16 protein-coding genes and 2 pseudogenes are annotated in these 21,719 nt (G+C 60.4%); 10 read left to right on the forward strand and 8 right to left on the reverse strand.

Features of this window, described 5'->3' with window-relative positions:
- A partial coding sequence (locus M3I54_RS32615) for a transposase (protein ID WP_254340981.1) occupies positions 1-166 on the reverse strand: 166 nt, incomplete at its 3' end.
- Positions 167-235: 69 nt separating this feature from the next.
- Here M3I54_RS32615 and M3I54_RS32620 point away from each other — a divergent pair.
- The 5 genes from M3I54_RS32620 (at position 236) to atzF (ending at position 7,993) form a co-directional block, all read left to right on the forward strand.
- The gene (locus M3I54_RS32620) at positions 236-1,015 is read left to right on the forward strand and encodes an ATP-binding cassette domain-containing protein (RefSeq protein WP_254343260.1); all 780 of its coding nucleotides are present in this window, start codon (positions 236-238) and stop codon (positions 1,013-1,015) included.
- 12 nt (positions 1,016-1,027) lie between these two features.
- On the forward strand, positions 1,028-1,732 hold the full coding sequence (locus M3I54_RS32625; RefSeq protein WP_254343262.1) for an urea amidolyase associated protein UAAP1: 705 nt from the start codon (positions 1,028-1,030) through the stop codon (positions 1,730-1,732).
- A 14-nt stretch (positions 1,733-1,746) separates the two neighbouring features.
- On the forward strand, positions 1,747-2,388 hold the full coding sequence (locus M3I54_RS32630; protein WP_254343264.1) for an urea amidolyase associated protein UAAP2: 642 nt from the start codon (positions 1,747-1,749) through the stop codon (positions 2,386-2,388).
- Between the two features lie 172 nt (positions 2,389-2,560).
- The gene (gene uca, locus M3I54_RS32635) at positions 2,561-6,160 is read left to right on the forward strand and encodes an urea carboxylase (protein WP_254343266.1); all 3,600 of its coding nucleotides are present in this window, start codon (positions 2,561-2,563) and stop codon (positions 6,158-6,160) included.
- An 18-nt stretch (positions 6,161-6,178) separates the two neighbouring features.
- On the forward strand, positions 6,179-7,993 hold the full coding sequence (gene atzF, locus M3I54_RS32640; protein ID WP_254343268.1) for an allophanate hydrolase: 1,815 nt from the start codon (positions 6,179-6,181) through the stop codon (positions 7,991-7,993).
- An 84-nt stretch (positions 7,994-8,077) separates the two neighbouring features.
- On the opposite strand, the gene M3I54_RS32645 is transcribed toward atzF, so the two are convergent.
- A complete protein-coding gene (locus tag M3I54_RS32645; RefSeq protein ID WP_254343271.1) occupies positions 8,078-8,461 on the reverse strand; it encodes an ATP-dependent protease in 384 nt (127 codons plus the stop codon).
- Positions 8,462-8,717: 256 nt separating this feature from the next.
- On the opposite strand from M3I54_RS32645, the gene M3I54_RS32650 reads away from it, so the two are divergent.
- Together M3I54_RS32650 and M3I54_RS32655 are read left to right on the forward strand one after the other, a co-directional pair.
- Positions 8,718-9,518: a helix-turn-helix transcriptional regulator gene (locus M3I54_RS32650; RefSeq protein WP_254343273.1), complete on the forward strand. Its 801-nt coding sequence runs from the start codon at positions 8,718-8,720 to the stop codon at positions 9,516-9,518.
- Between the two features lie 333 nt (positions 9,519-9,851).
- A complete protein-coding gene (locus tag M3I54_RS32655; RefSeq protein ID WP_254343275.1) occupies positions 9,852-10,319 on the forward strand; it encodes a hypothetical protein in 468 nt (155 codons plus the stop codon).
- Positions 10,320-10,843: 524 nt separating this feature from the next.
- Here M3I54_RS32655 and M3I54_RS45450 read toward each other — a convergent pair.
- A pseudogene (locus M3I54_RS45450) lies at positions 10,844-10,936 on the reverse strand (alpha/beta hydrolase); the annotation flags it as partial.
- Between the two features lie 60 nt (positions 10,937-10,996).
- Positions 10,997-11,644 carry a cysteine hydrolase gene (locus M3I54_RS32660; RefSeq protein WP_254343277.1) on the reverse strand — a complete coding sequence of 216 codons (648 nt, stop codon included), beginning with the start codon at positions 11,642-11,644 and terminating at the stop codon, positions 10,997-10,999.
- Between the two features lie 840 nt (positions 11,645-12,484).
- Here M3I54_RS32660 and M3I54_RS32665 point away from each other — a divergent pair.
- Both M3I54_RS32665 and M3I54_RS32670 read left to right on the forward strand, forming a co-directional pair.
- The gene (locus M3I54_RS32665) at positions 12,485-14,278 is read left to right on the forward strand and encodes a radical SAM protein (protein ID WP_254343279.1); all 1,794 of its coding nucleotides are present in this window, start codon (positions 12,485-12,487) and stop codon (positions 14,276-14,278) included.
- 164 nt (positions 14,279-14,442) lie between these two features.
- A complete protein-coding gene (locus M3I54_RS32670) occupies positions 14,443-15,843 on the forward strand; it encodes an NAD(P)-binding protein (protein ID WP_254343281.1) in 1,401 nt (466 codons plus the stop codon).
- 363 nt (positions 15,844-16,206) lie between these two features.
- Here M3I54_RS32670 and M3I54_RS32675 read toward each other — a convergent pair whose 3' ends face one another.
- The 3 genes from M3I54_RS32675 to M3I54_RS32685 form a co-directional block, all read right to left on the reverse strand.
- Positions 16,207-17,145 carry an alpha/beta fold hydrolase gene (locus M3I54_RS32675; protein WP_254343283.1) on the reverse strand — a complete coding sequence of 313 codons (939 nt, stop codon included), beginning with the start codon at positions 17,143-17,145 and terminating at the stop codon, positions 16,207-16,209.
- Positions 17,146-17,462: 317 nt separating this feature from the next.
- Complete coding sequence (locus M3I54_RS45455; protein ID WP_375542255.1) at positions 17,463-18,089, reverse strand: hypothetical protein; 627 nt, start codon at positions 18,087-18,089, stop codon at positions 17,463-17,465.
- Between the two features lie 35 nt (positions 18,090-18,124).
- Entirely contained in the window at positions 18,125-19,213 is a 1,089-nt protein-coding gene (locus M3I54_RS32685) for a hypothetical protein (RefSeq protein ID WP_254343285.1), read from the reverse strand.
- Between the two features lie 406 nt (positions 19,214-19,619).
- Between M3I54_RS32685 and M3I54_RS45460 the strand changes: the two are divergent.
- Positions 19,620-19,841 (forward strand): annotated as a pseudogene (locus tag M3I54_RS45460) (methyl-accepting chemotaxis protein); the annotation flags it as partial.
- A gap of 103 nt (positions 19,842-19,944) precedes the next feature.
- Here M3I54_RS45460 and M3I54_RS32695 read toward each other — a convergent pair.
- Positions 19,945-21,708 (reverse strand): MOSC and FAD-binding oxidoreductase domain-containing protein, encoded by a 1,764-nt coding sequence (locus M3I54_RS32695; RefSeq protein ID WP_254343287.1) that lies wholly within the window; start codon positions 21,706-21,708, stop codon positions 19,945-19,947.
- Positions 21,709-21,719: the final 11 nt, after the last annotated feature.

Here is a 21,719-nt window from a genome sequence, read left to right on the forward strand (position 1 = left end):
TGCGCAGCAGGTTGGCGTTGATCTCGTGCTCTTGCGCAATGCGCGCCACCGACACGCCTGGGCGCAATGCAGCCTCGACCAACGTGCGTTTGCCGCTTTCGTCGTAGCGGCGACGGCCATCCCTGCTTTGCCGAACCACCCTCAACCCTGAGTCTTTGTCAGCCATAGGTGTCCACCTCCAAATAGGTGGACACCTATGCTCCTCGCTCAGAGTCGCATTGGGTAGACGTCGATAATGGATCGCTTACGGAAAGAGTACGGCGGCCAGGTGGTCCTGGAGCGTTTGAATCTGACGATCCAGGAGGGCGAGTTCTGTTCCATGGTCGGCGCTTCCGGCTGCGGAAAGTCGACATTTCTGCGACTGCTGCTGGGTCAGGAGCAAGTGACGCGCGGCGAGATTCTGCTCGACGGCCAACCGCTGCCCGGCGAACCGGATGCCCATCGTGGCGTGGTGTTTCAACGCTACTCGGTGTTCGAGCACCTTAGCGTATTGCGCAACGTGATGCTGGGACTGGAGCTTCCGAAAGCGAAGCTCACGGGCAGACTCTTCGGAGCGCAACGGCGCGCCGCGCGAGACGAGGCCGCGGCAATGCTCGAGCGGGTGGGACTCGGCGCGGCCTTGAACAAGTACCCGCAGCAACTCTCCGGTGGTATGCAACAACGCCTCGCCATTGCGCAGGCCTTGATGATGAAGCCGCGCGTCCTGCTACTCGACGAGCCGTTCGGCGCACTCGACCCCGGCATCCGCAAGGACATGCACGCGCTGCTCTCGGACCTGTGGCGCGAAGCGAAGCTAACCATTTTCATGGTTACGCATGACCTGAAAGAGGGCTTCACGTTGGGAAGTCGTGTGCTGGTATTCGACAAGGTACGCGTGGACCCCCAGGCGCCGGGCGCCTACGGAGCCCGTATCACCTACAACATTCCACTCGACCGTAGCCGCGAATCGGTGTCCGCGGTTCATCTGGCACGCGCGGCGGTTCAAGGCGCGTCCAACATCGAAGTGGTCTCATGAAGGGACACAAACATGAAGTTATTGCTTGAAGAAACTGTACCAGGGGGCGGCCATACCTCGCTCATCGTGAAGCGCGGGCAATCGTTGCGCGTGACTGACCTGCACGGTGGCGCCAATGTCAGCGTCATGATGGTCAATGCAATGGAGAAGAGTGAGCGACTGAACCTCCCGGATTCGCTGAAGTGCCAGCACACCGCAAAGCTCACGACGGGTCACTGCCTGTACTCCGATATGGGGCGTGTTCTCGCTGCCATCGTCGACGACACATGCGGGTGGCACGACAGCATCGGAGGCGTCTCGAACGCCGAGGAGGTCACGGCGCGGTATGGTCCTGGCCGCTATCAGGAACTGCGCAACGCGTTCTACCGAAATGGCACGGACAATTTGCTCGTCGAGATGAGCAAATGGGGGCTCGACATCTCAGACCTGCTGATGACGCTCAACCTTTTCAGCCGCGTTGATGTCACCGGCGAAGGGGAGCTCAATTTCGTGAGCAACAACTCGAAGGCCGGTGACTACGTTGAGTTGTATGCGCCAATGAACACGCTTGTCGTGCTCACCGCGATTCAGCACCCGGTTGACCCGAACCCTGAATATGCCCCCAAGGCGGTGAAACTCGGGTTGAGCGAGGCGCAGCCCAACGTGGCCGAAGTGTGTCGTACCGCATGCGAGGAAAACGTGCGCGGCTTCATCAACACAGAGCGATTCTTTCTTTGAGCGGAGGCGACTTCATGATGAGCACGCTTGTCGTCAGCGACAGACAGCCCGAGAGCGCGGTCTACCGCGAGACAGTGGCTGCGGGTGAGCCCTGGCTTCACGAAGTGAAGGCGGGCCAAACACTGCGCATCGTCGATCTGGAGGGCAACCAGGCGGTCGATACCCTGTTCTACAGCCTCGCCGACCCGCGGGAACGCTTCGATCCACAACGCACGTTGCGTCGACAGAAGAGGCTCTACCTGACGGCTGGCTCCGTGTTGTATTCGAATCTCGGCAATCCCATGCTGACCGTCGTTGCCGATACCTGTGGACGCCACGATACGCTCGGCGGTGCCTGCGCACAGGAGAGCAATACCGTGCGCTATGCGTTGGGAAAGCGCTATATGCACAGCTGCCGTGACAACTTCCTGCGCGCTTGCGCACATGACGGCCGCCTCTCGAAGCAGGACATTGGCGCGAACGTCAACTTTTTCATGAACGTGCCGGTGACGGCGGAAGGGGGGCTCAGCTTCGAAGACGGCATTTCCGCGCCGGGGAAGTACGTCGAACTGCGTGCCGAGATGGACGTCATCGTGCTGATTTCCAACTGCCCCCAGTTGAACAACCCGTGCAACGCCTATAACCCGACGCCAGCGGAGCTGCTGATATGGGACTGAAGCGTATCCGTAGCTGGTTCTCGTTCCTCATGCTCGTGCGCTCAGGACGTCATTTCACGCTCACGCGCGAAGCGCTGAGTCAGGCAGATCGCTGACGCGAATACGGCCGTGGACGACCGCGGCTCGCATCTCCCACGGCGGGACGGCCCGCCTCTGAATCAAGATTCCTCCCATGTTCGAGACGATTCTTATCGCCAATCGTGGCGCTATCGCGTGCCGGATTCTTAGAACGCTGCGCGAACTCGATGTCACCGGAGTCTCCGTTTTTGCGGAGGCGGATAGAGCGAGCCGTCATGTGAGCGAGGCATCCATCGCGCACTGCCTGGGCGATGGCCCCGCGGCGATGACCTATCTCGACACGGCAAAAATCCTTGAGATCGCTCGCCGCGAGGCCGTGCAGGCCATTCATCCCGGGTATGGATTCCTGTCCGAGAATGCAGCCTTTGGCGAGGTTTGCGAAGCGGCAGGGATTGCGTTCATCGGGCCAACGCCCGCGCAGCTGCGTGCCTTTGGCCTGAAGCACACGGCGCGTGAAATCGCGCAGAAGGAAGGCGTGCCTATGCTCAGGGGTACCGGCTTGCTCGGTGACCTGATGGCGGGGCTGGCAGCGGCAGAAGTCATCGGCTATCCGGTGATGTTGAAGAGCACAGCCGGCGGCGGCGGTATCGGCATGCGTGTGTGCTGGAATGCAGCCGAACTCAGTGCGCATTTCGATGCCGTGAAGCGACTGGGTGAAAACAATTTCAGCGACTCCGGCGTTTTCCTCGAAAAGTACATTGAGCGGGCAAGACACCTTGAAGTGCAGATCTTCGGAGACGGGAAGGGCGATGCCATAGCACTCGGCGTGCGCGACTGCTCTGTGCAGCGGCGCAACCAGAAAGTGCTCGAGGAAACGCCCGCGCCGTGCCTGCCGGATGGGATTTCCGAGGCCCTCTGTGCGGCTGCCGTGAAGCTCGCGAAGGCCGTGGACTATCGCTCCGCCGGCACCGTCGAGTTCGTGTACGACAGCGCAGCCGAGCAGTTCTACTTCCTCGAAGTCAACACGCGCCTACAGGTGGAGCACGGCGTAACCGAGCAGGTGTGGGGTGTCGACCTCGTGCGCTGGATGATCGAGCTGGCAGCGGGCACGCTCAAGCCGTTGCAGGAACTCGTAGCGAACCTGACGCCGCGCGGCCATGCGATTCAGGCGCGGCTCTATGCAGAAGACCCCGGTCGGGACTTCATGCCGAGCCCCGGTTTGCTGACCGACGTTGCGTTCCCGCAAGCCGACGGTCGCGCGCTACGCATCGACACGTGGATTGAAGCCGGTTGCGAAGTGCCGCCGTACTTCGACCCCATGCTCGCCAAGGTGATCGCCTGGTCACCGACTCGCGACGAGGCGCGCACCGCACTCAAGGACGCGCTTGAAAACACGCGCATTTACGGCGTGGAGACGAACCGCGACTATCTGCGCCAGATCCTGGACGACACGCCGTTTGCATCGGGCGAACCATGGACCCGGTGCCTCGCGGGACTCAAGTACCAGGCCAGTACAGTCGAGGTCGTCAGTGGCGGTACGCAGACGACGGTGCAGGACTTCCCCGGCCGTCTGGGATACTGGGCGGTCGGCATTCCGCCTTCAGGACCGATGGATGACCGCGCCATGCGGCTGGGCAACCGGCTGCTCGGCAACGCCCCTGATGCCGCTGCGCTCGAAATCACGATGAGTGGCCCGACGCTCCGTTTCAATACGGACTCGGTCGTCGCCATCACGGGGGCAGATATTCCCGCGCTGCTCGACGACGTCAAGCAACCGTTGAATACGAGCTTCTTTGTCCCGGCAGGCTCGACGTTGTCGCTCGGCACCATTCGAGGCGCCGGCGCGCGCGCTTATCTGTGTGTACGGGGAGGTTTGGACGTCGGCGTTTATCTTGGCAGCCGTAGCACTTTCACGCTCGGTCAGTTCGGCGGGCATGGCGGCCGCGCAATGCGTGCGGGCGACGTGCTTCACCTCTATCCCCTCGAGAATTCGCAGGCTGGCCAGACGCTGAATGACGTGCCGAAGCTCGAAGATATTCGGAGCATCCGTGTGATTTATGGTCCGCATGGCGCGCCCGAATATTTCAGCTCCCGCTACGTCGATCGGTTCCTCGACACCGATTGGGAAGTTCACTTCAACTCGAGCCGTACCGGTGTGCGCCTGATCGGGCCGAAGCCGGAGTGGGCACGCGAAGACGGCGGCGAGGCAGGGCTGCACCCGTCGAACATTCACGACAATCCCTATGCGGTCGGTGCCATCGACTTCACCGGCGATATGCCAGTGATTCTCGGTCCCGATGGGCCGAGCCTTGGCGGCTTCGTCTGTCCGGTGACCATCATCGAGGCCGACCTCTGGCACATCGGGCAGTTGAAGGCGGGCGACAAGATTCGCTTTGTTCCGGTGGAGGTGGAAGAAGCGCGTGAAGCCGCACGCCAACGCGCCCGCGAACTGGAAAGTCTCGAGGTCGAGTCGAACGCGCCGACCCGGAAACGGCCGTCCCTGACATCACCCATCGTGCTTGACGTGGGTTCGGGCGGCGAGCGGCTTGTTGCGCGCGTGTCCGGTGACACGCATCTGCTGCTCGAGATTGGACCCGCTGAGCTGGACCTCGTCTCGCGCTTTCGTGGGCACGCGCTCATGCAGTCTCTCGAGGCCATGGCACTTCCCGGCGTTATCGATCTGACGCCGGGCATCCGTTCTCTCCAGATTCACTATCGACCGGAGAAACTAGCGCTCGCGCAACTGCTGGATGTCGTACGCCAGGCGTGGGAGCAGGTCTTGCTGAAAAAGGATCTGCGTGTGCCGTCGCGAGTCGTTCACATTCCGCTCTCCTGGGATGACCCGGCTTGTCAGCTCGCGATTGAAAAATACATGACCACGGTGCGCAAAGACGCGCCGTGGTGCCCGAGCAACCTGGAGTTCATTCGCCGGATCAACGACCTCGAGACCATCGACGCGGTAAAAGAAATCGTTTTCGACGCGAGCTATCTCGTGATGGGCCTCGGTGACGTCTACCTGGGTGCACCCGTTGCGACACCGCTCGATCCACGTCACCGCCTTGTGACGACCAAATACAACCCGGCCCGTACGTGGACCGCGGAGAACTCGGTCGGCATCGGCGGCGCGTATCTCTGCGTGTACGGCATGGAAGGGCCCGGCGGCTATCAATTCGTCGGCCGCACGCTGCAGATGTGGAATCGCTATCGCAAGGTCGCAGATTTCGCCGGTCAGCACTACTTGCTGCGCTTTTTCGACCAGATTCGCTTCTACGAAGTGTCGGCCGACGAACTGCTTCGCATCCGCGCTGATTTTCCGCTTGGGCGTTATCCGTTGAAGATTGATGAGTCGGAACTTTCGCTGCCGGATTATCAAGCGTTTCTCGAGAGCGAAGCGGTCAGCATCGGCAAGTTTCGTTCGCGACAGAAAGCTGCCTTCGAGGCCGAACGCGAGCGTTGGCGCGAAGCGGGCACTCCGGAAGAGGCAATCGAGGCACCGGATCTGGAGAACGCCCAACTGGCTCCCCTAAAGGACGGACAAGTCCCGGTGGACTGTGAAATCGCTGGCAGCCTCTGGCAGGTGAAGGTGAAGACTGGAGACGTCGTTGCCGCTGGCGACGTGCTGCTCATTATCGAGTCGATGAAGATGGAGATCTCGGTGTTCGCCTCGTGTGCGGGGACAGTCGGCGAAATTCACGTGGCACCTGGTTCGCCCGTGCGCGCAGGGCAGCGAGTCGCAGTCATTGACCGTCACTAATTACAAGGATAGAGAACCATGCCGACATTCGATCTGCGACTCTCCACGCTCCGTAACGCGTATCGTGATGGGCGCCTCACGCCGCGCAAGCTTGTGGCAGAACTGCTCGGAAAAGCGAGCGCGCTGAATCTGGAGTTCAACCTCTTCATTCGTCTTCTGGACGAAAGCGAAGTCGCGCCGTACCTTGACTGGCTCGAGAAGCAAGACTTTGAGCGTCTGCCGTTGTACGGTGTGCCGTTCGCCATCAAGGACAACATCGACCTTGCCGGAGTTTCCACGACCGCCGCTTGCCCCGGCTTTGCGTACACGCCGGAGGAGTCCGCGACTCTCGTCAGCCAACTGATTTCGCTTGGCGCAATCCCGATTGGGAAGACCAATCTCGACCAGTTTGCTACGGGTCTCAACGGCACGCGTTCGCCATACGGAAAATGTCGCAACAGTGTGCTTCCTGACTATCCGTCGGGTGGTTCTAGCGCGGGTTCATCGCTTGCCGTTGCATTAGGCGTGGCAAGTTTCGCGCTCGGTACCGACACGGCGGGGTCTGGCCGCGTGCCTGCGGCCCTGAATAATCTCATCGGACTCAAGCCGACCAGGGGCATCCTGTCGACGGCGGGTGTAGTCCCGGCCTGCCGTACGCTTGATTGCGTGACGTTCTTCACGGCCACGGCTGAAGAGGCCAGTGAACTTCTCTCATTGACGGCGCAAACCGACTCTCGCGATGCATACAGTCGTAGAAACCCGCAGTGGAACTCGGCAAGCGCGTTCGGCAAGCCCTCGTCGTTCCGGTTCGGGGTTCCGGCGCGCCTTGAATTCGCGGGATGCGCCGAGAGTCCGGAACTGTTCGCCAAGGCTCGGGCGCGTCTGGAAGCCGCAGGTGGCGAGGCTGTGGAGATTGATTTCGAAACCTTTGTCGACGCCGCGAATCTCCTTTATCAGGGCCCGTGGGTTGCCGAGCGTTTCAGCGTGGCTGGCGAGTTGATGTCAGCAACGCCAGACGCTGTGCTTCCCGTCATTCGAGATGTGCTGGCCAGGGCGCCGGGTACGACGGCGGTTGAACTGTTTCGCGCGCAATATCGCCTGCAGGCGTTGAAGGCAGTCTGTGATGCGGTGATCGATTCATTGGACTTCGTGCTGACGCCGACTTATCCGCGCCCTGTGACGCTGGCTGAACTGGAAGAGGACCCGATTGGGCCGAACTCATTGCTCGGTTACTACACGAACTTCATGAATCTGCTGGATTACGCGGCTGTCGCCACGCCAACAGGGTTCATGAAGAATGGACTCCCGTGGGGCGTAACGGTTTTTGGGCGCGCGTTCACGGACCAATATCTGTTGGGTGTTGCCGATATGCTGCAAATGGCGAGTGGCATCGAATGTGTTGGCGGAAGCCACCCGGAGCCTTCCGCGCGGCGAGTAGCGGCCAACGACCGGATTCGCGTCGCCGTGTGCGGAGCTCACATGCAAGGGCTGCCGCTGAACAAGGACCTGGTTTCGCGAGGCGCACAACGGATGCAGGCAACGCATACGGCAGCCCATTATCGGCTGGCCGCGCTGCCGGCTTCTGCGGACGGCACCAGACGCCCGGGATTGTGGCGAGTGGCTGAGAACGGCTTCAAGGTTGCGGTCGAAGTCTGGGAAATGCCGAGCGTTGAGTTGGGCTCGTTCATTGCAACCGTGCCGTCTCCGCTGGTGCTGGGGAAGGTCGAGCTGTCGGACGGTTCGTGGGTGACCGGTTTCTTGTGCGAACCCTATGGCGTACTGCCGGGAATCGATATATCCGAATTTGGCGGCTGGCGAGCGTGGCTCGCCAGCGAGCGCTGCATTAACGGCTGAGGGGCCTGCAGTGAAGGGGAAAGGGGCTTCAGGATTGATCGGCTCCGCGTCGGACGGAAGGGCGGCTCGATTGGCAAGCGATGATCAGAGATCTCCGCGCACTTCACCGGTTCCCAGCACGCTCCGCCGCCGGTTGACCTCCGCCCAAAGCTCATCTCTGTCGTCATTGCGCAGCAGGACCACCCAGTCCAGTTGATCGTCGGCCACGCCGAAGTATTCCAGGATTTCCCTGCGAACGGCATCGACGAACTGCGCGTATTCCGGGGTTGCCTGGGCCTGCGCGTGCAAGGCGTCGTATGCCGCGTCGTCCGCGCCGCCGCCGTGCTCGTCGATGTAGCGCAAGATCCACTGGTCCCGTTCGCGGTCGTAGTCGGCCTCGGCGCGCATCGCCTGTACAGCCGTGTAGAAGTCCAGTTGGGCAAACGCGGCGATCGCCGCCGTTGTTGCCTCGTCGAAGGTAGTTGTCATCCCATATCTCATGTTGGCCGTGGCACATCATGCCACGGGCCGCCCCCTGCGCCTGCGAGCCGAGGATTGCGCTGATGCCGAGCGCCGTGCAGATGCCCTACCGGTCGGGGCGATCAAAACCGGATTGCCAGGCGTGGACGCTGCATTCAGAAGACGAACGCCGCGCCCAACGACATGCCTTCCGCACGAAGGCCCTTGTCAGGCGAGGCCAAGATCACCGAAGATCGGTGATCCGCCTATTCTTCTTGGGGACGACATGCATCCATCCGCGGATTCCGCCAAGCCACCGCTCCACGATGGCGTTTTTGCACTCTGGGATAGGCTGGCCGAGTTCTCCGCAGGCGAAGGCGATGCCGCGCTGACCCACTTGCTCACCACGCTCTGTGCGATGGTCTCGGCACAGAATGCGCTTTGGGCCGTAGTTGTGCGATTGCCTTCGCCCGCGCCAAAGGATCCTTTGTTCGGCTGGCGTCCACGTCTGGTTCGGCTCCTGCATCCGGTACCCGCGATGGTCGCTTCCGTACAGGAGCAGTTCGACACACTCTGGTCCGGCAACGTCGACTCGTCACATGTCGTGGCCGCGTCGGGGAACGAGCCGTTCTGCGCCAACCTGCTCTTCGAGGCGATGCCCAACGAATGGTTTGAAGGTGAGCACTATCGCCGCCACTATCTTGAAGTCGGTCACGGCGACAGCATCCAGGTGCGATGCTCGCTCAACGACGATGTGCGGATTCATCTCTTTGTGTTTCGCGATGTGCAGGCACGTCGCTTCTCTGCGCTGGATCTCGAACTTCTGGCTTTCGTGATGCATGGGCTGAGATGGTACTACCGGCAGCAACTGCTCAGCCACGGCCTGCTCATCGCCGACGCTCCCCTGACGTCGGCCGAACGAAGGGTGCTGCTTGGGCTGCTCGACGGACTCACGGAAAAGCAGATCGCGCAGAAGCTCGACCAAAGTCCGAACACGACGCATGTCCATATCAAGTCGATCTACACCAAATTCAACGTCCGGAGTCGCTCAACGCTCACCGCGCTGTGGCTCGGCAAGTTGCGATAGCGAACTGCAGGCGCTGTCGCGTTGCGGGCAACGATGCCGAGCCGCCGTCTTCTCGATGCAATGTTGCCGCTATACGCGTGCCGCGTGCCGAATTGCTGAGATGAGCCGACAACAATTGGGCCCGATTTGCCCGGAAGCGCTGGTCTATGTCTGTCCGAAGTGGACGGGAGAGGTGCCGTCGGCACTGGCTGGGCGGGGCTCACGCGTGTCACCTATTCAGGTTATGTTCGGGCGTCAGCGAATAACCTACGATGCCGTAGAAGATACAGGCCGCTAGTGTATTGCAGGGTGACCATGGACCGGACCTTGTCGACGAAGGAAGGAGATCACGTCATGATTTCTGTACTGAAAACGGGCCGTCAGGCAGCGAAGCGTCATCCCGTCTATCTCGCTGGACTCGTTGCAATTGTAGGTGTCGCAGTGGTCAACCTCTATGAGCTGCAAACGCAGCCGATGGAGGGGGACGCTCCGGGACGGGCTGGCGCGACTTCCGAGAAGGCGTGGGAGGTGGTGGCGGCCTCCGGTGACGCGGGGAAGTTTGTCGCCTCGAACTATCGGACGTGCATCGAAGCCCTCGACACCGGCTACACGATGACGGATAGGTGGCTCACCGTCGTTCACTCGCGCTTGAACACGGCGGCGCAGTGCGGCCTGAAAACCGTCTCGCTTGCGTCGATGAAGGGTGACGCGTTTGTCGCCCAGGTGAAGGGCGTGATCAGCAGCCTGCCCACGCAAATTGCCGTGCCTGACCAACCGGCTCGCACGCTCCGATGGTTCGTCATTGACGATCGACCCACATGATGGGCTGAGGGTGAGGGCGATTTCGCTCTCCTTACAGGGCAGGCTGCGCGGCTTCCGTCGTCATGTCGTCGGCTTGACCGCACCCAATGGGCTCTGAGGTTATCAAACGCTGTCTCTACAGGTAAAAGTAGAAGCAGTGGCTGTCATGCGCAAGGGAAGTCACTACGGAACCATTGGTGAGGAGCCCGACGCAACCGAATGGGGAACCAGGACATGAGATTCCAGATCCGGACCACAAAAGTCTTAGCCTGTTGTGCTTTCGCGGCGATTGTGGCTGCAGGGAGTCAAGAATGCGTTGCAGCTCCCGACGAAGCCGAGTTCGAGCTTGGTGACTCCGGGGGCGCGCCCCATCCAGGAGCCACACCGTTCCCACGCTTCTTCCCTTTGCATGCGCCGTCGGATACAGGGCCGCCATTACTGCCCCTGGAAATTGCGCTTTGCCTCCCGGACCTGTATTGCTCACTCCAACACGGGTAGCACAACGTCGTCGGACGCAATATCTTGTCCCCGCCTGACGATTCAGGAACTGATGTTGGGACTGCGATCTTCTTCAGGTCTTCGGTGAAATTCGTCTGGGAAAAGGCCACGATCCCGTCGTAGTGCGCTTTGGCTCCCCCCTCCGAATCCGCCTTTCAGGCCAACAGTCTCTTCGGCTATCAACCGATCTCACTGGAGCGTCATTCCATTGAGGCTACGACTTCGTCTGTAGTCACCACGCCGTGCGCGAGAAACGCGTAGTTGATCATAGCCGCCTTGTAGCCATCGCCCCAAACGGGATGGCGCGGTCCGGCCGTAGCATCGCTTACAACATAAACCTCGAATCCCTGTTCGAGCAGATCGCGCAGATGCGACTCCACGCACATGTTGGCAAGCATGCCTCCCAGTACCACCTTCCTGACTCCCCGCTTGCGCAGTTGAAGGACGAGATCGTTGGTTTGTGGTCCGAAGACCTTGTGTGGACTCACAACAACCGTCTCGCCGTCGTTGATGTAAGGCTTGAATTCGTCGAGCCAGTCAGCACCGGATCCCTCAAAACCTTCCAGACTCAGCTGACCACTACGCGCGAACGTGCCCGTAGCGAATTCATCTGTCTCCAACGGTCCGTTGAATTTCCATACGCGATCGGTCGGGAAAAAGTAATGTGGCGATATAAAGACCGCAAACTTGGCGGTCTTTGCCGCCTTAAAGATTCGCAGCATGTTTTCTACGGTCTTATTCTCTGTCACACTGGCTCCCACCGCGCCCCAGTTCTTGCCGTTCTTGCTTAAGACGTCGACTTGCGGGTCGATGAAAACCACGGCTGTCTCAGTTCGATCAAAGGACACTTCGGACCTCCAGTAGGATGCGTGATGGCCTATTAACTTTCATCACTCCGAGCCTGCCCGATCAGATTAGGAAAGGAAGGCTTGAAAAGCAACGGCGGTCCGGCAGATCTGGACGGCGCATCCAGATTCTTGCGCACGAGCGCTGGGCGACGGGGCGCGTGAAGAGTTTCACAGGTTTGGCGCCGCGAGCGTGCTATTAAGAAGCTAATGCTTAAGAAGCCAATGCGACGGAGGGCGTGGGTCTGCAAAATGCGAGTCCCGAGATAGCCTTTCTCTTAAGAGCAAAGCCGCGACGAGTCCTGTGCTTTCACCGCATCGGCAGGCAGCACTGTTATGTTCCTGCCGATGCCCATTTTTAAGGCCCGCTGTCGGGTGCCAAGCCGACATCCAAATCGTTCATCCTACCGCCGCTCCGAACTGCCGTAGTCGACCCGTTGCTGCCGGTCGACCCGGTGTTCCCTCAACGGCAATATTAAAAGGTACAACGGCCGTTCGCGTGGTCCGATTAGCAGGGGGCTTTTTCGGACGATTCCGTCCGCCAGGCAAAATATATGTATCTCGCGGGTCCGGACGCCAAAACCGATGATACGAGGCGCAGAGTTGTCAAGCTGCTCGAGGATCGCATGCAAACGCTGCGTCCTTTCGCCGTTGTCCAATCCTAACGAACAGGATCCCAATCCTCGAAATCTGGCGCCTGCGGAATTGTAAACACAGCAGGGGGCCAGGCGGGTAGGATGCGCGTTGTTGTACTGCATGCCAGTTCATGATCCATCTCCAATTTTCGGAAGACGGACGACCTTCACGGTTTTGTGACTTCCAGACAGGGCTACAGAGCAGACCATGGACACGATGCACTCGATTTCTGACGGTTTCCGATTCTCTCTCGTCCTCATCAAGCCGACCCATTACGACGACGACGGCTACCCGATCCAGTGGCTCCGCTCGGTCATGCCTTCCAATACACTCGCCTGTATGTATGCGCTCGCTGATGACGCGCGAAAGCGAAACCTGCTGGGCCCTGGCGTCCATTTTGAGATCGAAACATGCGACGAAACCAACCAGCGGGTGTGGCCAGAGCGCATCATTCGTGACCTGAAGGCAAAGGGCGGAAGATCGATGATTGGTCTGGTCGGTGTCCAGTCGAACCAGTACCCGCGCGCACTCGACCTCGCCCGCCAGTTCCGTGCCGCAGGCTTGCCGGTTGCGATCGGTGGCTTCCACGTTTCTGGCTGCATCTCCATGCTGCCCGAGATGCCTGCTGAGCTTACGGAAGCGCAAGCAATGGGTGTGGCGCTCTTCGCTGGGGAGACCGAGGAACGGCGTTTTGATGAGGTCCTTCTCGACGCGTGGAATGGTGCAATGAAGCCCTTGTATAATTTCATGGACACGTTACCCTCGCTCGAAGGTGCTCCCCAGCCCTTCTTGCCGCGCAAGCATATCGAACGCACGGCAGGTACCTATACCTCGGTTGACCTCGGCCGTGGTTGCCCGTATCAGTGCTCGTTTTGTACCATCATCAACGTGCAGGGGCACAAGAGTCGCTTTCGCACTCCCGACGATCTTGAAAGGATCATTCGCGAGAACGCAAAGCAGGGCATCGACCGGTTCTTCGTCACGGATGATAATTTCGCCCGCAACCACGACTGGGAAATCCTTCTCGACCGCGTCATCGAACTTCGGGAAAAGGCGGGCATTCACTGCGGCTTCACGATCCAGGTCGACACGCTCTGTCACAAGATTCCAAACTTCATCGAGAAGGCAACGCGCGCGGGTGTGCGTCGCGTGTTCATCGGGCTTGAGAATATCAATCCCGAGAATCTGATCGCGGCCAAGAAGCGGCAGAACAAGATCACCGAATACCGCGCCATGCTGCAGAAGTGGCGCGCCCACGGCGCGATTACCTACGCGGGCTATATCATCGGATTCCCGGCAGACACGAAAGAATCGATCCTGCGCGACATCGAGATCATCAAGCGTGAATTGCCAATCGACATTCTCGAATTCTTCATGCTCACCCCGCTTCCGGGCTCCGAGGACCATCAGACGATGGTAAGGAACGGTGAATGGATGGACCCGGACATCAACAAATACGACACCAACCACCGGGTCACGCACCACCCGAAAATGTCGGACGCTGAATGGGAAGAAGCGTATCGGTGCGCCTGGAGCGCGTTTTACTCGTACGAGCACATCCGCACGATCGTCAAGCGGGCAGCGCAGATCCCGAACGGCCGACCGAAGACGATCATGCGCACAATCGCCTGGTTCAGACTGATGATCGAACACGAGGGTGTGCATCCGCTCGAAGGGGGAGCCCTGCGAATGAAACACCGCCGTGACCGCCGTTGGGGGCTACCGGTCGAATCGCCGCTTCGCTTCTATCCGCGCTACTGGGGTGAGACCGCTGTCAAGGTGACAAAATATCTGCGCTTCTACCTCAGGACAGAGGCTATCCTCAGGGAAGTCATGAAGGCACCGGAACGTTACGCCTACACGGATATCGCCATCACGCCGCTGCAGGAAGAGGAGTTCGAGCAGCTTGGACTCTTTCACGCCACGAGCGGCGGCGAGGCAGCGCTGGCTGTCCACCACCGGCGTATTGCCATCCGGTCATCGGGCCCGTCTGCAGCCTGATATCGTTGACACCCGTTTTCCTGGGCAAGAGGAACGGAAAGCACTGAGACCGAAACGATGCGCGGAGCGGATGGCTTCACCGAGCCGATGGCATCAATTCACGAACCAAACCTGCGCGGCTGCATGGGAAGACAGTTACCATGCCGCAAAGAAGGTATGGGTAAATGTCAGACGAAACGCTCGAAACGGACTATCTCGTGGTCGGGGCCGGAGCCGCCGGGATGGCGTTTGCCGACGCGTTGCTCGCACATTCCGATGCAACACTGACCATTGTCGATCGCCGCCATGCGCCCGGCGGACACTGGATCGACGCCTATCCCTACGTCCGTCTCCATCAGCCGTCCGCGTTTTACGGGGTAAGCTCGGCGCCGCTTGGACGGGACGTCCTCGATACGGCAGGGACGAACGCCGGCTACTACGAACTCGCCGGAGCAGACGAGATTCGCGCTTACTTCGCGCACGTCATGCGCGACCGCTTTCTGCCGGGCGGGCGCGTGCGCTACTTCCCCTGCAGCGAGTACCTTGGAGACGGCCATGTCGTGTCGCGGGTCGCGCAAGGGTCATGGAACGTGCGCGTGCGGCGTAAGGTCATAGACACGACATATCTCGAAGGCACCGTGCCTGCGACGAGCGCGCCCCCATTCGAAGTGGCAGAAGGCGTTCGTTGCGTGCCTGCAGGTGATATCGCGCGCATCACGGAGCGGCCTGAGCGTTTTGTTGTCATTGGTGCGGGCAAGACTGCCCTTGACACCTGCGTGTGGCTGCTCGAGCAGAACGTGTCCGCGTCGTCCATCCGCTGGATCAAGCCGCGAGAGGCCTGGTGGCTGAACCGCCGGTTCCAGCAGCCGCTGGCGCAACTTCCCGGCTCGTATCGCGGCATGGCGATTCAGCTTGAGGCGATGGCTCAGGCCGCTTCCGTTGAAGATCTCTTCGCCCGGCTCGAAGCGGCAGAGTTTTTCCTTCGCGTTGACCGCGGCTTCGTGCCCAGTATGTTCCGCGGAGCAGTGATCAGCGAGGCCGAGTTGGAACTCTTGCGCAAGATCGGTGATGTCGTTCGTCTCGGTCACGTGCGCAGAATCGAACGCGATGAGATCGTCCTCGACGCGGGACGCGTCCCGACAAGCGAAGCGACGGTGCACATCCATTGCGCGGCGAGAGGGTTAATGCGCCGTCCCCTGCGCCCGATCTTCGAGGCGGGGCGGGTGACAATTCAGCCATTTCTCTGGGGGTTCGCGTGCTACCAGTTCGCCATGCTTGGCGTGATCGAGGCCCTGGTGGAGAGCGACGAGCATAAGAACAGACTCTGTCCGCCGATCGCCTATTGGGATACGAGCGTGGATTACATCAGCGCTTTCCTCTCGACCCTCGCGAACGAGCGCGCCAGGATGGCCTATCCGGCGCTTGCGAGCTGGGCAAAGGAGACGCGGCTTAACCCGTTCGGCGGAATCAAACACTATCGCGATGCGCCGGATGTTATCGACGCGCGGGACCGCATCAAGCGCTATGCGGCGACGGCCGTTAGCAACCTGGCGCAGCTCCTCCCGACGAACGCCGCCCGGACGTAGGGGCGTAGCGTGTCGGTAATGCCAATTGAAGGCTCGAATCGCGACGAACAGGAGCACAGGCAGGCTGGCTGCGTATATCGCCGATTACGCTCGCGTCACGGGTCTATCAACGTCCACTGGCAATTGCGGATTCGGCCGGTCGATGCAACACAATCGAAGCTGCGTGAGCAGCAGGAGTGTTGCAGATGAAGTACCGAACCCGGATCTATTACAGCGGGTGCCCGAAATCGAAACAATCCGTTTCGCGCCAGCCACTTGCTCAGGTTGGCATCTTCCAGGATAGGCGCGAGGTGCGGATGGCGCACTCATCCGACGATTGCCGAGAATGCGCCATCAGGCTTGTGATCATGAAGACCGTCAGGCTCAGTGGGACTCGTCCGCATTGAGGAAAGTGACCAGCGCACTCATCGTTCTATCGGGCGCCTCGGACATCAGCCAATGGCCAACCCCTTCGATCATGTCCCCTTGCACGTTCACCGCCGCCCCGCGGACCTGATCGATCGTAAAATTGCCGGCGGCCTTCTGTCCGGTAAGGACGAGAACCGGCATCTGCAATGGCGTCCTGGCGAATTGCTGGAAATCCTGCATGTCCTGTGGCAAAGCGTGAAACCATTCGAAGCCCGCGCGCATGCGGCCCGGCTGCGCATAGATGCTCGTGTAGAGCTCGCGGTCCGCCTCCGAAACCGAATGATCGGGATTGGCGGCAAAGTCGTTCCAGAAGTGGTCGAAGTACATCCGTTCGCGGCCCTGCACGAGCTTCAGCGGCGTTTCGCCATAGAACACGTAATGCCACTTCGCAGGCGAGTAATAGTACGGCTGCCAGTTACCGACACCCGGCAGAAACGATTCCATCAGCACAAGGCGCCTGGTATCGTCCCGGTACTGGGCGGCGTAGGCGTACGCCACCATGAGGCCGATGTCGTGTCCCACGACCTGGACCTCGCGATAGCCGAGCGCCTTCACCAGGGCGTGGATATCCTGGGCCATCGTCTTCTTGTCGTAGCCGCCCGCAGGGATGTCCGACGCGCCGGCGCCGGGCAGATCCGGCGCGATCACGACGTGATTCACGGCAAGCTTCGGCATGAGCGGCAGCCACATGTGGCTCGTCTCGCCATAGCCGGCCAGCAGCACGATGGGCGTGCCGGTCCCGGCGCCCGCCTCCAGGTAGTGAAGTTCGATACCGTTGACCGTCAGCGAATGTTCCGTGACCACGGGGTCCGCCGCGTACGATTGAGCCTGAAAAGCCAACAGGAAAGCCAACGCGGCGCCAGCGCGCCGCACCGAAAGTCCGAGTGATTTCATCGCCTGCCCCTCTCTTTGAATGACTTCAACGAAAAATTCGAGTGGAGCGGGAGCCTGCGTCGATATGCCCTGCACCGGTCTGCATAACCGCACTCGAATGCTCGTGTCATTGTGTTGTGGCCGAGCGGCCTAGACGTACCACCGACGTGACGAAGACGTTCGGTGCTATCGAACGAGTTTGAACGAGTTTGCACGGGAGGTAGGCGGCCTCGGTTTTATCGCGGCAATCGATCCGCGGCGGTCGTACAGCTATTGCATCGTGACCGAGCGATCCCGATAAAATCCTTGAAAGACAACAACATACTGTAGGCCACTCCTCATGAACAGGACTCGCCCGAGTTCCGGCGGTACCCATTTCGGACACCGCTGTTCGCATGGCGTACGTGCGGTGAACCATGTAGTCGAGCGATCCAGAGAAAGGACAAGGTGGACATGCTGGCGTGTCGCAAAAGTGCAAACAGTCGTGACCCGGGATCGCGAACGTGCGAACGCGTGATCGTCGGCTTTTGGGCGGTTAACAGCCCGTCAGCAGCGGCGCGTGGGCGTCCCTTCATGGCCCCCGGAAGTTCACTAACCACGCGGTGACCGCTGATAGTGGCATCGCGCGAGCTTCCGGAAGCGTTAAGGGTTATTGGGCGTCTGCCCTCATTCACATGGCCGTGAGTCTGCCGCGGCGCGTGTGCAGGCTTTTCCAATTCGTCGACCAGAGCAACTGCGTAGTCCTCAAACGAGACCCAGCTCTTGCGCTGTTCGTCCACGAGGAGGTCATCGCCGCCAAGGCGGAACTTGCCCGTGCGCACGCCCGGATTAATCCGCATCGGCGGACTGAAATACGTGCAGTTGATATCCGACGCTTTCAACGCCGCTAAAGCCTCTGCCCGGCAAGTCGCGCAGATGTCGGGAAAGCCCGTACCTGCTAACGTGATCGCAGCGAAACCGCTCACGGCGATCACGTCACCCGGCAATCAATGCGCGGCCGTTATTGCTGGTCCCCTGTCGGTACAAAGACCATGCCGTGCGGATTGGCCATATTGGTTACCAGCGGTAGAAGCGCTCCGCTCCGCAAATCGAGTTGGCCAACATAAGCCGGCACTGCCGGCGTGCCACCCGTAGCGGCCACTCCCGTCGAGGCGGAGAAAGCTGCGTCACGCTGCCAGACATTGGCGCTAATCTTGTACACCGTGTTGGCTTTCGTATCGGACACTAGCAGATAGCCCCGTCGCGCAGTGGCGAATACCGTGTCGTCAACCTGCACGTTGCCGAGAAGTGGCAGATATTGCACGCGCGGTTCATCGCCCGACGTGCGCAACAGGACAAGCTGGCCATCTCCTTGATCATCGAGCAGTACATCGCCCGACGGCGTTAGCGTCATTGAATCCGGATCGGTCAGGTTGAGGGTCGCCACCGTGCCAAACGGAATGTTGCTGGCGTCGAGTGAGCCGCTCATAACCGGCGTAACGTCGATCCTGTAGCTGTTTGCATCAAGGTGCACAACGCGAACAATCGCGGGCCCCGTATTCTTGCCACTAGCGTTAAGGGTGGGATTGGACGCACTGAAGTAGGCCTGGCCGTCCTTGAACACGATGTCGTCATAGCCGCCACCGTGCAGCGTTTTGGCGAAGGAATACGGCTTGGAGGCCTGGCCGGTCGCGGGATTGATGATGACGAGGTTCGGATTCGCATCCTCGTTCTGCATCGCCCAGATCTCGCGCGTGTACGGATTGACCTTCAGGCCATCGTTGTGTCCCGCGACTTGATACGTCTTCACGACGCTGCCGTCCAGCGTGTATTCGACAATCACGCTCGTTGCGCCATTCGAGCCATCCGGTGCGCCGTTGTTTGCATAGCCAACCCAAACGTGATCATCAAGCGCGGCCAGTGAGTCAGGCGCGCTCATCAGCCCGCCTGAACCCGTCGCGAACACGGCCAGGCTAAAACCCGGAGTGACGAGCGGCTTCGCCGAGGTCTGCGCGTCGGCGGCACCAGCCGCGAAGCAGAGTGCGGTGAACACTAGCGCGGTGCGGCCGAAAATGCGGCTTGCTGCGTAAAGAGGTTGAATGCTTCGCATGCTCATCTCCTGAGGCAGGTATGCAGTCGGGAAAGTCAGGCCGCCGTCGTTTTCGAGGCGGCCGGTAATAAATCGAAATAGATGGAAACACGGGCGCGTGACTTAACCGTGACGGCGCATGAGACGCCGGTTGATATGGCATCCGTTTCGACTTTCTTTCCGCGAGTGTAGGGGGAGTTGCCGCGATGGTTAGCGGAGGCGTGACAACGACAACAGTCAATCATGCAGTCGCTGGTGAGAGCCGGCTCTGGAATCGATCTATCCTGCCGTCAAGCGCGTGGCGAGTGCAATCAGCGACATCGTTTGGCTCGTTCGCCACCATGAACAGACCGGGAATGACCGACAACAGGCGTGTATCACCAGTGACGCTTGTCAGTTCGCAAGCGGACGGAGCTCTCGCTGCATCATACTTGCCGTCAAGCGGGCCATCCGGCGCGTCGCAGAGATCACGGTGGCATCCGACGAGCAGACCCGTGGTGTCGAACAGGTCGATTCCGCGGTGAGCCAGATGGATCAGGTGACCCAGCAGAACGCAGCACTCGTCGAACAGGCCGCAGCTGCGGCGCAGTCGATGGACGATCAGGCGGGGCAACTGAAGGCGTCGGTAGCGGTGTTTAGGCATCGCGGATGCGACCGTGTAGTCTGCGGCGCGCAAGCCGGGAATTTATTGAGCAAAAACATAACGGCCAATATTAGCGCGCGCAAGAACAGGGCGCTTTCGGGACGACTGCTCAGATGTCGATCACGACATCGCCTTGCGGCCTTCCGCAGCAGATCAAGACATTTCCGTCTGCGGGCGGATCGAGCGGATCAGGCTGGTAAGTGACGGCCCCGGAGATCAATCCGCTCTCACAGTTGTGGCAAACACCCGTCCGGCAGGACCAGCGCACCGGGACGTCGCAGGCTTCAGCCAGTTCCAGAATGCTCTGATGGGCCGCCGCGTTCCAGTGTGCAGCGATGCCGCTGCGCGCGAACGACACCAGCGGACCCGTGTCTGCGTCGTCGCTGGGCGGATGAGGCGTACGTTCTGGAGCGCCGACAATGCCAGGATTGAAGGCCTCGCGGCCATTGAAGATCTCAGCATGAATGCGCTGCGGCGGTACGCTCAAAGCCGAGAGCGCTGCTTTCATGTCCGCCATGAAACACGCTGGTCCGCAGAGATAGACATCCGCTTCCCGAGGGATACCGATCTCGCTCAGGACCGTTTGCGACAGGTGGCCGTCGGCATCGAAATCCCTCCCCCTACGGTCAAACGAGCCCGGCGTGCTGTAACAGACATAGCTGCTTCCATGCGCGAGCGCATGCATCAGGCGGCGTGCCTCGACGGCAAACGGATGATGCTCGCGATCGCGCGCCGCGTGCAGCCACAGAATTCGCCGTGTCGAGCGCGCGGCCGACAGCGCGAACAGCATTGCGAGGACAGGCGTCGCGCCAATGCCCGCGCTGAGCAGGACCACCGGTCCATCACCAGGTAGCAGTACGAAGCTTCCACGCGGCGAACTCACATCGAGCACATCGCCCACTTGCACACTTTCCCGCAGCCAGGTCCCGGCCTTGCCATTCGGCTCGATTTTCACGCTGATCCGATAGCGCGCGGTGGAGACAGCGCCCGAGAGCGAATAACTGCGGAAAAGTGGCGGTCCGCCCGCGCTCGGGTGCAGGCGCAATACCACGTATTGGCCCGGCAATGCCGCTTGCAGAGGCTCGCCATCAACGCTCGTCAACGTGAACGAGAAAACATCCGAAGACTCCCGTTCGATCGCCGCCACCGTCAGTGGACGGAATCCTGGTGCCACCGGGTACGAAGCCGCTGCGGGGGCGAGCCCGGCGTTCCCACTCGTCACGCCTGTCGTGCCGCTCTTCAGCAACGCCTCGAACGACCGCCGCCATCCGGGTGAAAGCGCCTCGATCCGCAACACGCGCGCCAGTTGATCTAGCGGATGATTGGGCGAGTAGAGCAGAGCGTTGGCCTCGGCAACGGTCATTTTCTCCTTCGCCTCGTCCACTTTCACGATCTCGTCGCCAGCGCCCACTTCGCCTTCCTGCAGAACGCGAAAGTAGAATCCTGGCCGTCCGCTGGAAGTCAACAAAGCAGGCATGCCCGGCGCGTTCGTCCGGATGCCCACGCGATAGCAGGTGACGCGAGGCTGCGTGACTTCGAACAGTGCACTGCCGATGCGATAGCGGTCGCCGATGCATACCGCGGAGTCGGGCATGCCTTCGATCGTGAAGTTCTCGCCGAACGCCCCATAGGCGAAGTCATTCCTCTTCAATTGTTCTTGCCAGTAGCGACACGATTCGATCTGATACACGAAGACGGCCCGCTGCTCACCTCCATGTCCGGCAAGATCACCTTGACCGTCTCCCGCCAGATTCAGTCGTCCGGCCCAGCAACGGCCTTGCACGGGGCGTTTCCAGATTCCGGTATGTACAGTGCGGCCTTTCCACTCGACGTCGCGCGAAAGTCCGACATTCACCGATAGCAGTCGAGCCATTTTCCGTTCCT

Source organism: Paraburkholderia sp. CNPSo 3274 (assembly GCF_024206475.1).
GTDB lineage: Bacteria > Pseudomonadota > Gammaproteobacteria > Burkholderiales > Burkholderiaceae > Paraburkholderia.

Bases quoted from the DNA above. Each gene is read 5' to 3' on its own strand.
- M3I54_RS32675 (WP_254343283.1), bottom strand. From the start codon at position 17,145: ATGAAATCACTCGGACTTTCGGTGCGGCGCGCTGGCGCCGCGTTGGCT.
- M3I54_RS32630 (WP_254343264.1), top strand. From the start codon at position 1,747: ATGATGAGCACGCTTGTCGTCAGCGACAGACAGCCCGAGAGCGCGGTC.
- M3I54_RS32645 (WP_254343271.1), bottom strand. From the start codon at position 8,461: ATGACAACTACCTTCGACGAGGCAACAACGGCGGCGATCGCCGCGTTT.
- M3I54_RS32625 (WP_254343262.1), top strand. From the start codon at position 1,028: ATGAAGTTATTGCTTGAAGAAACTGTACCAGGGGGCGGCCATACCTCG.
- M3I54_RS32670 (WP_254343281.1), top strand. From the start codon at position 14,443: ATGTCAGACGAAACGCTCGAAACGGACTATCTCGTGGTCGGGGCCGGA.
- M3I54_RS32650 (WP_254343273.1), top strand. From the start codon at position 8,718: ATGCATCCATCCGCGGATTCCGCCAAGCCACCGCTCCACGATGGCGTT.
- M3I54_RS32695 (WP_254343287.1), bottom strand. From the start codon at position 21,708: ATGGCTCGACTGCTATCGGTGAATGTCGGACTTTCGCGCGACGTCGAG.
- M3I54_RS32655 (WP_254343275.1), top strand. From the start codon at position 9,852: ATGATTTCTGTACTGAAAACGGGCCGTCAGGCAGCGAAGCGTCATCCC.
- M3I54_RS32620 (WP_254343260.1), top strand. From the start codon at position 236: ATGGATCGCTTACGGAAAGAGTACGGCGGCCAGGTGGTCCTGGAGCGT.
- M3I54_RS32685 (WP_254343285.1), bottom strand. From the start codon at position 19,213: ATGCGAAGCATTCAACCTCTTTACGCAGCAAGCCGCATTTTCGGCCGC.
- atzF (WP_254343268.1), top strand. From the start codon at position 6,179: ATGCCGACATTCGATCTGCGACTCTCCACGCTCCGTAACGCGTATCGT.
- uca (WP_254343266.1), top strand. From the start codon at position 2,561: ATGTTCGAGACGATTCTTATCGCCAATCGTGGCGCTATCGCGTGCCGG.
- M3I54_RS32665 (WP_254343279.1), top strand. From the start codon at position 12,485: ATGGACACGATGCACTCGATTTCTGACGGTTTCCGATTCTCTCTCGTC.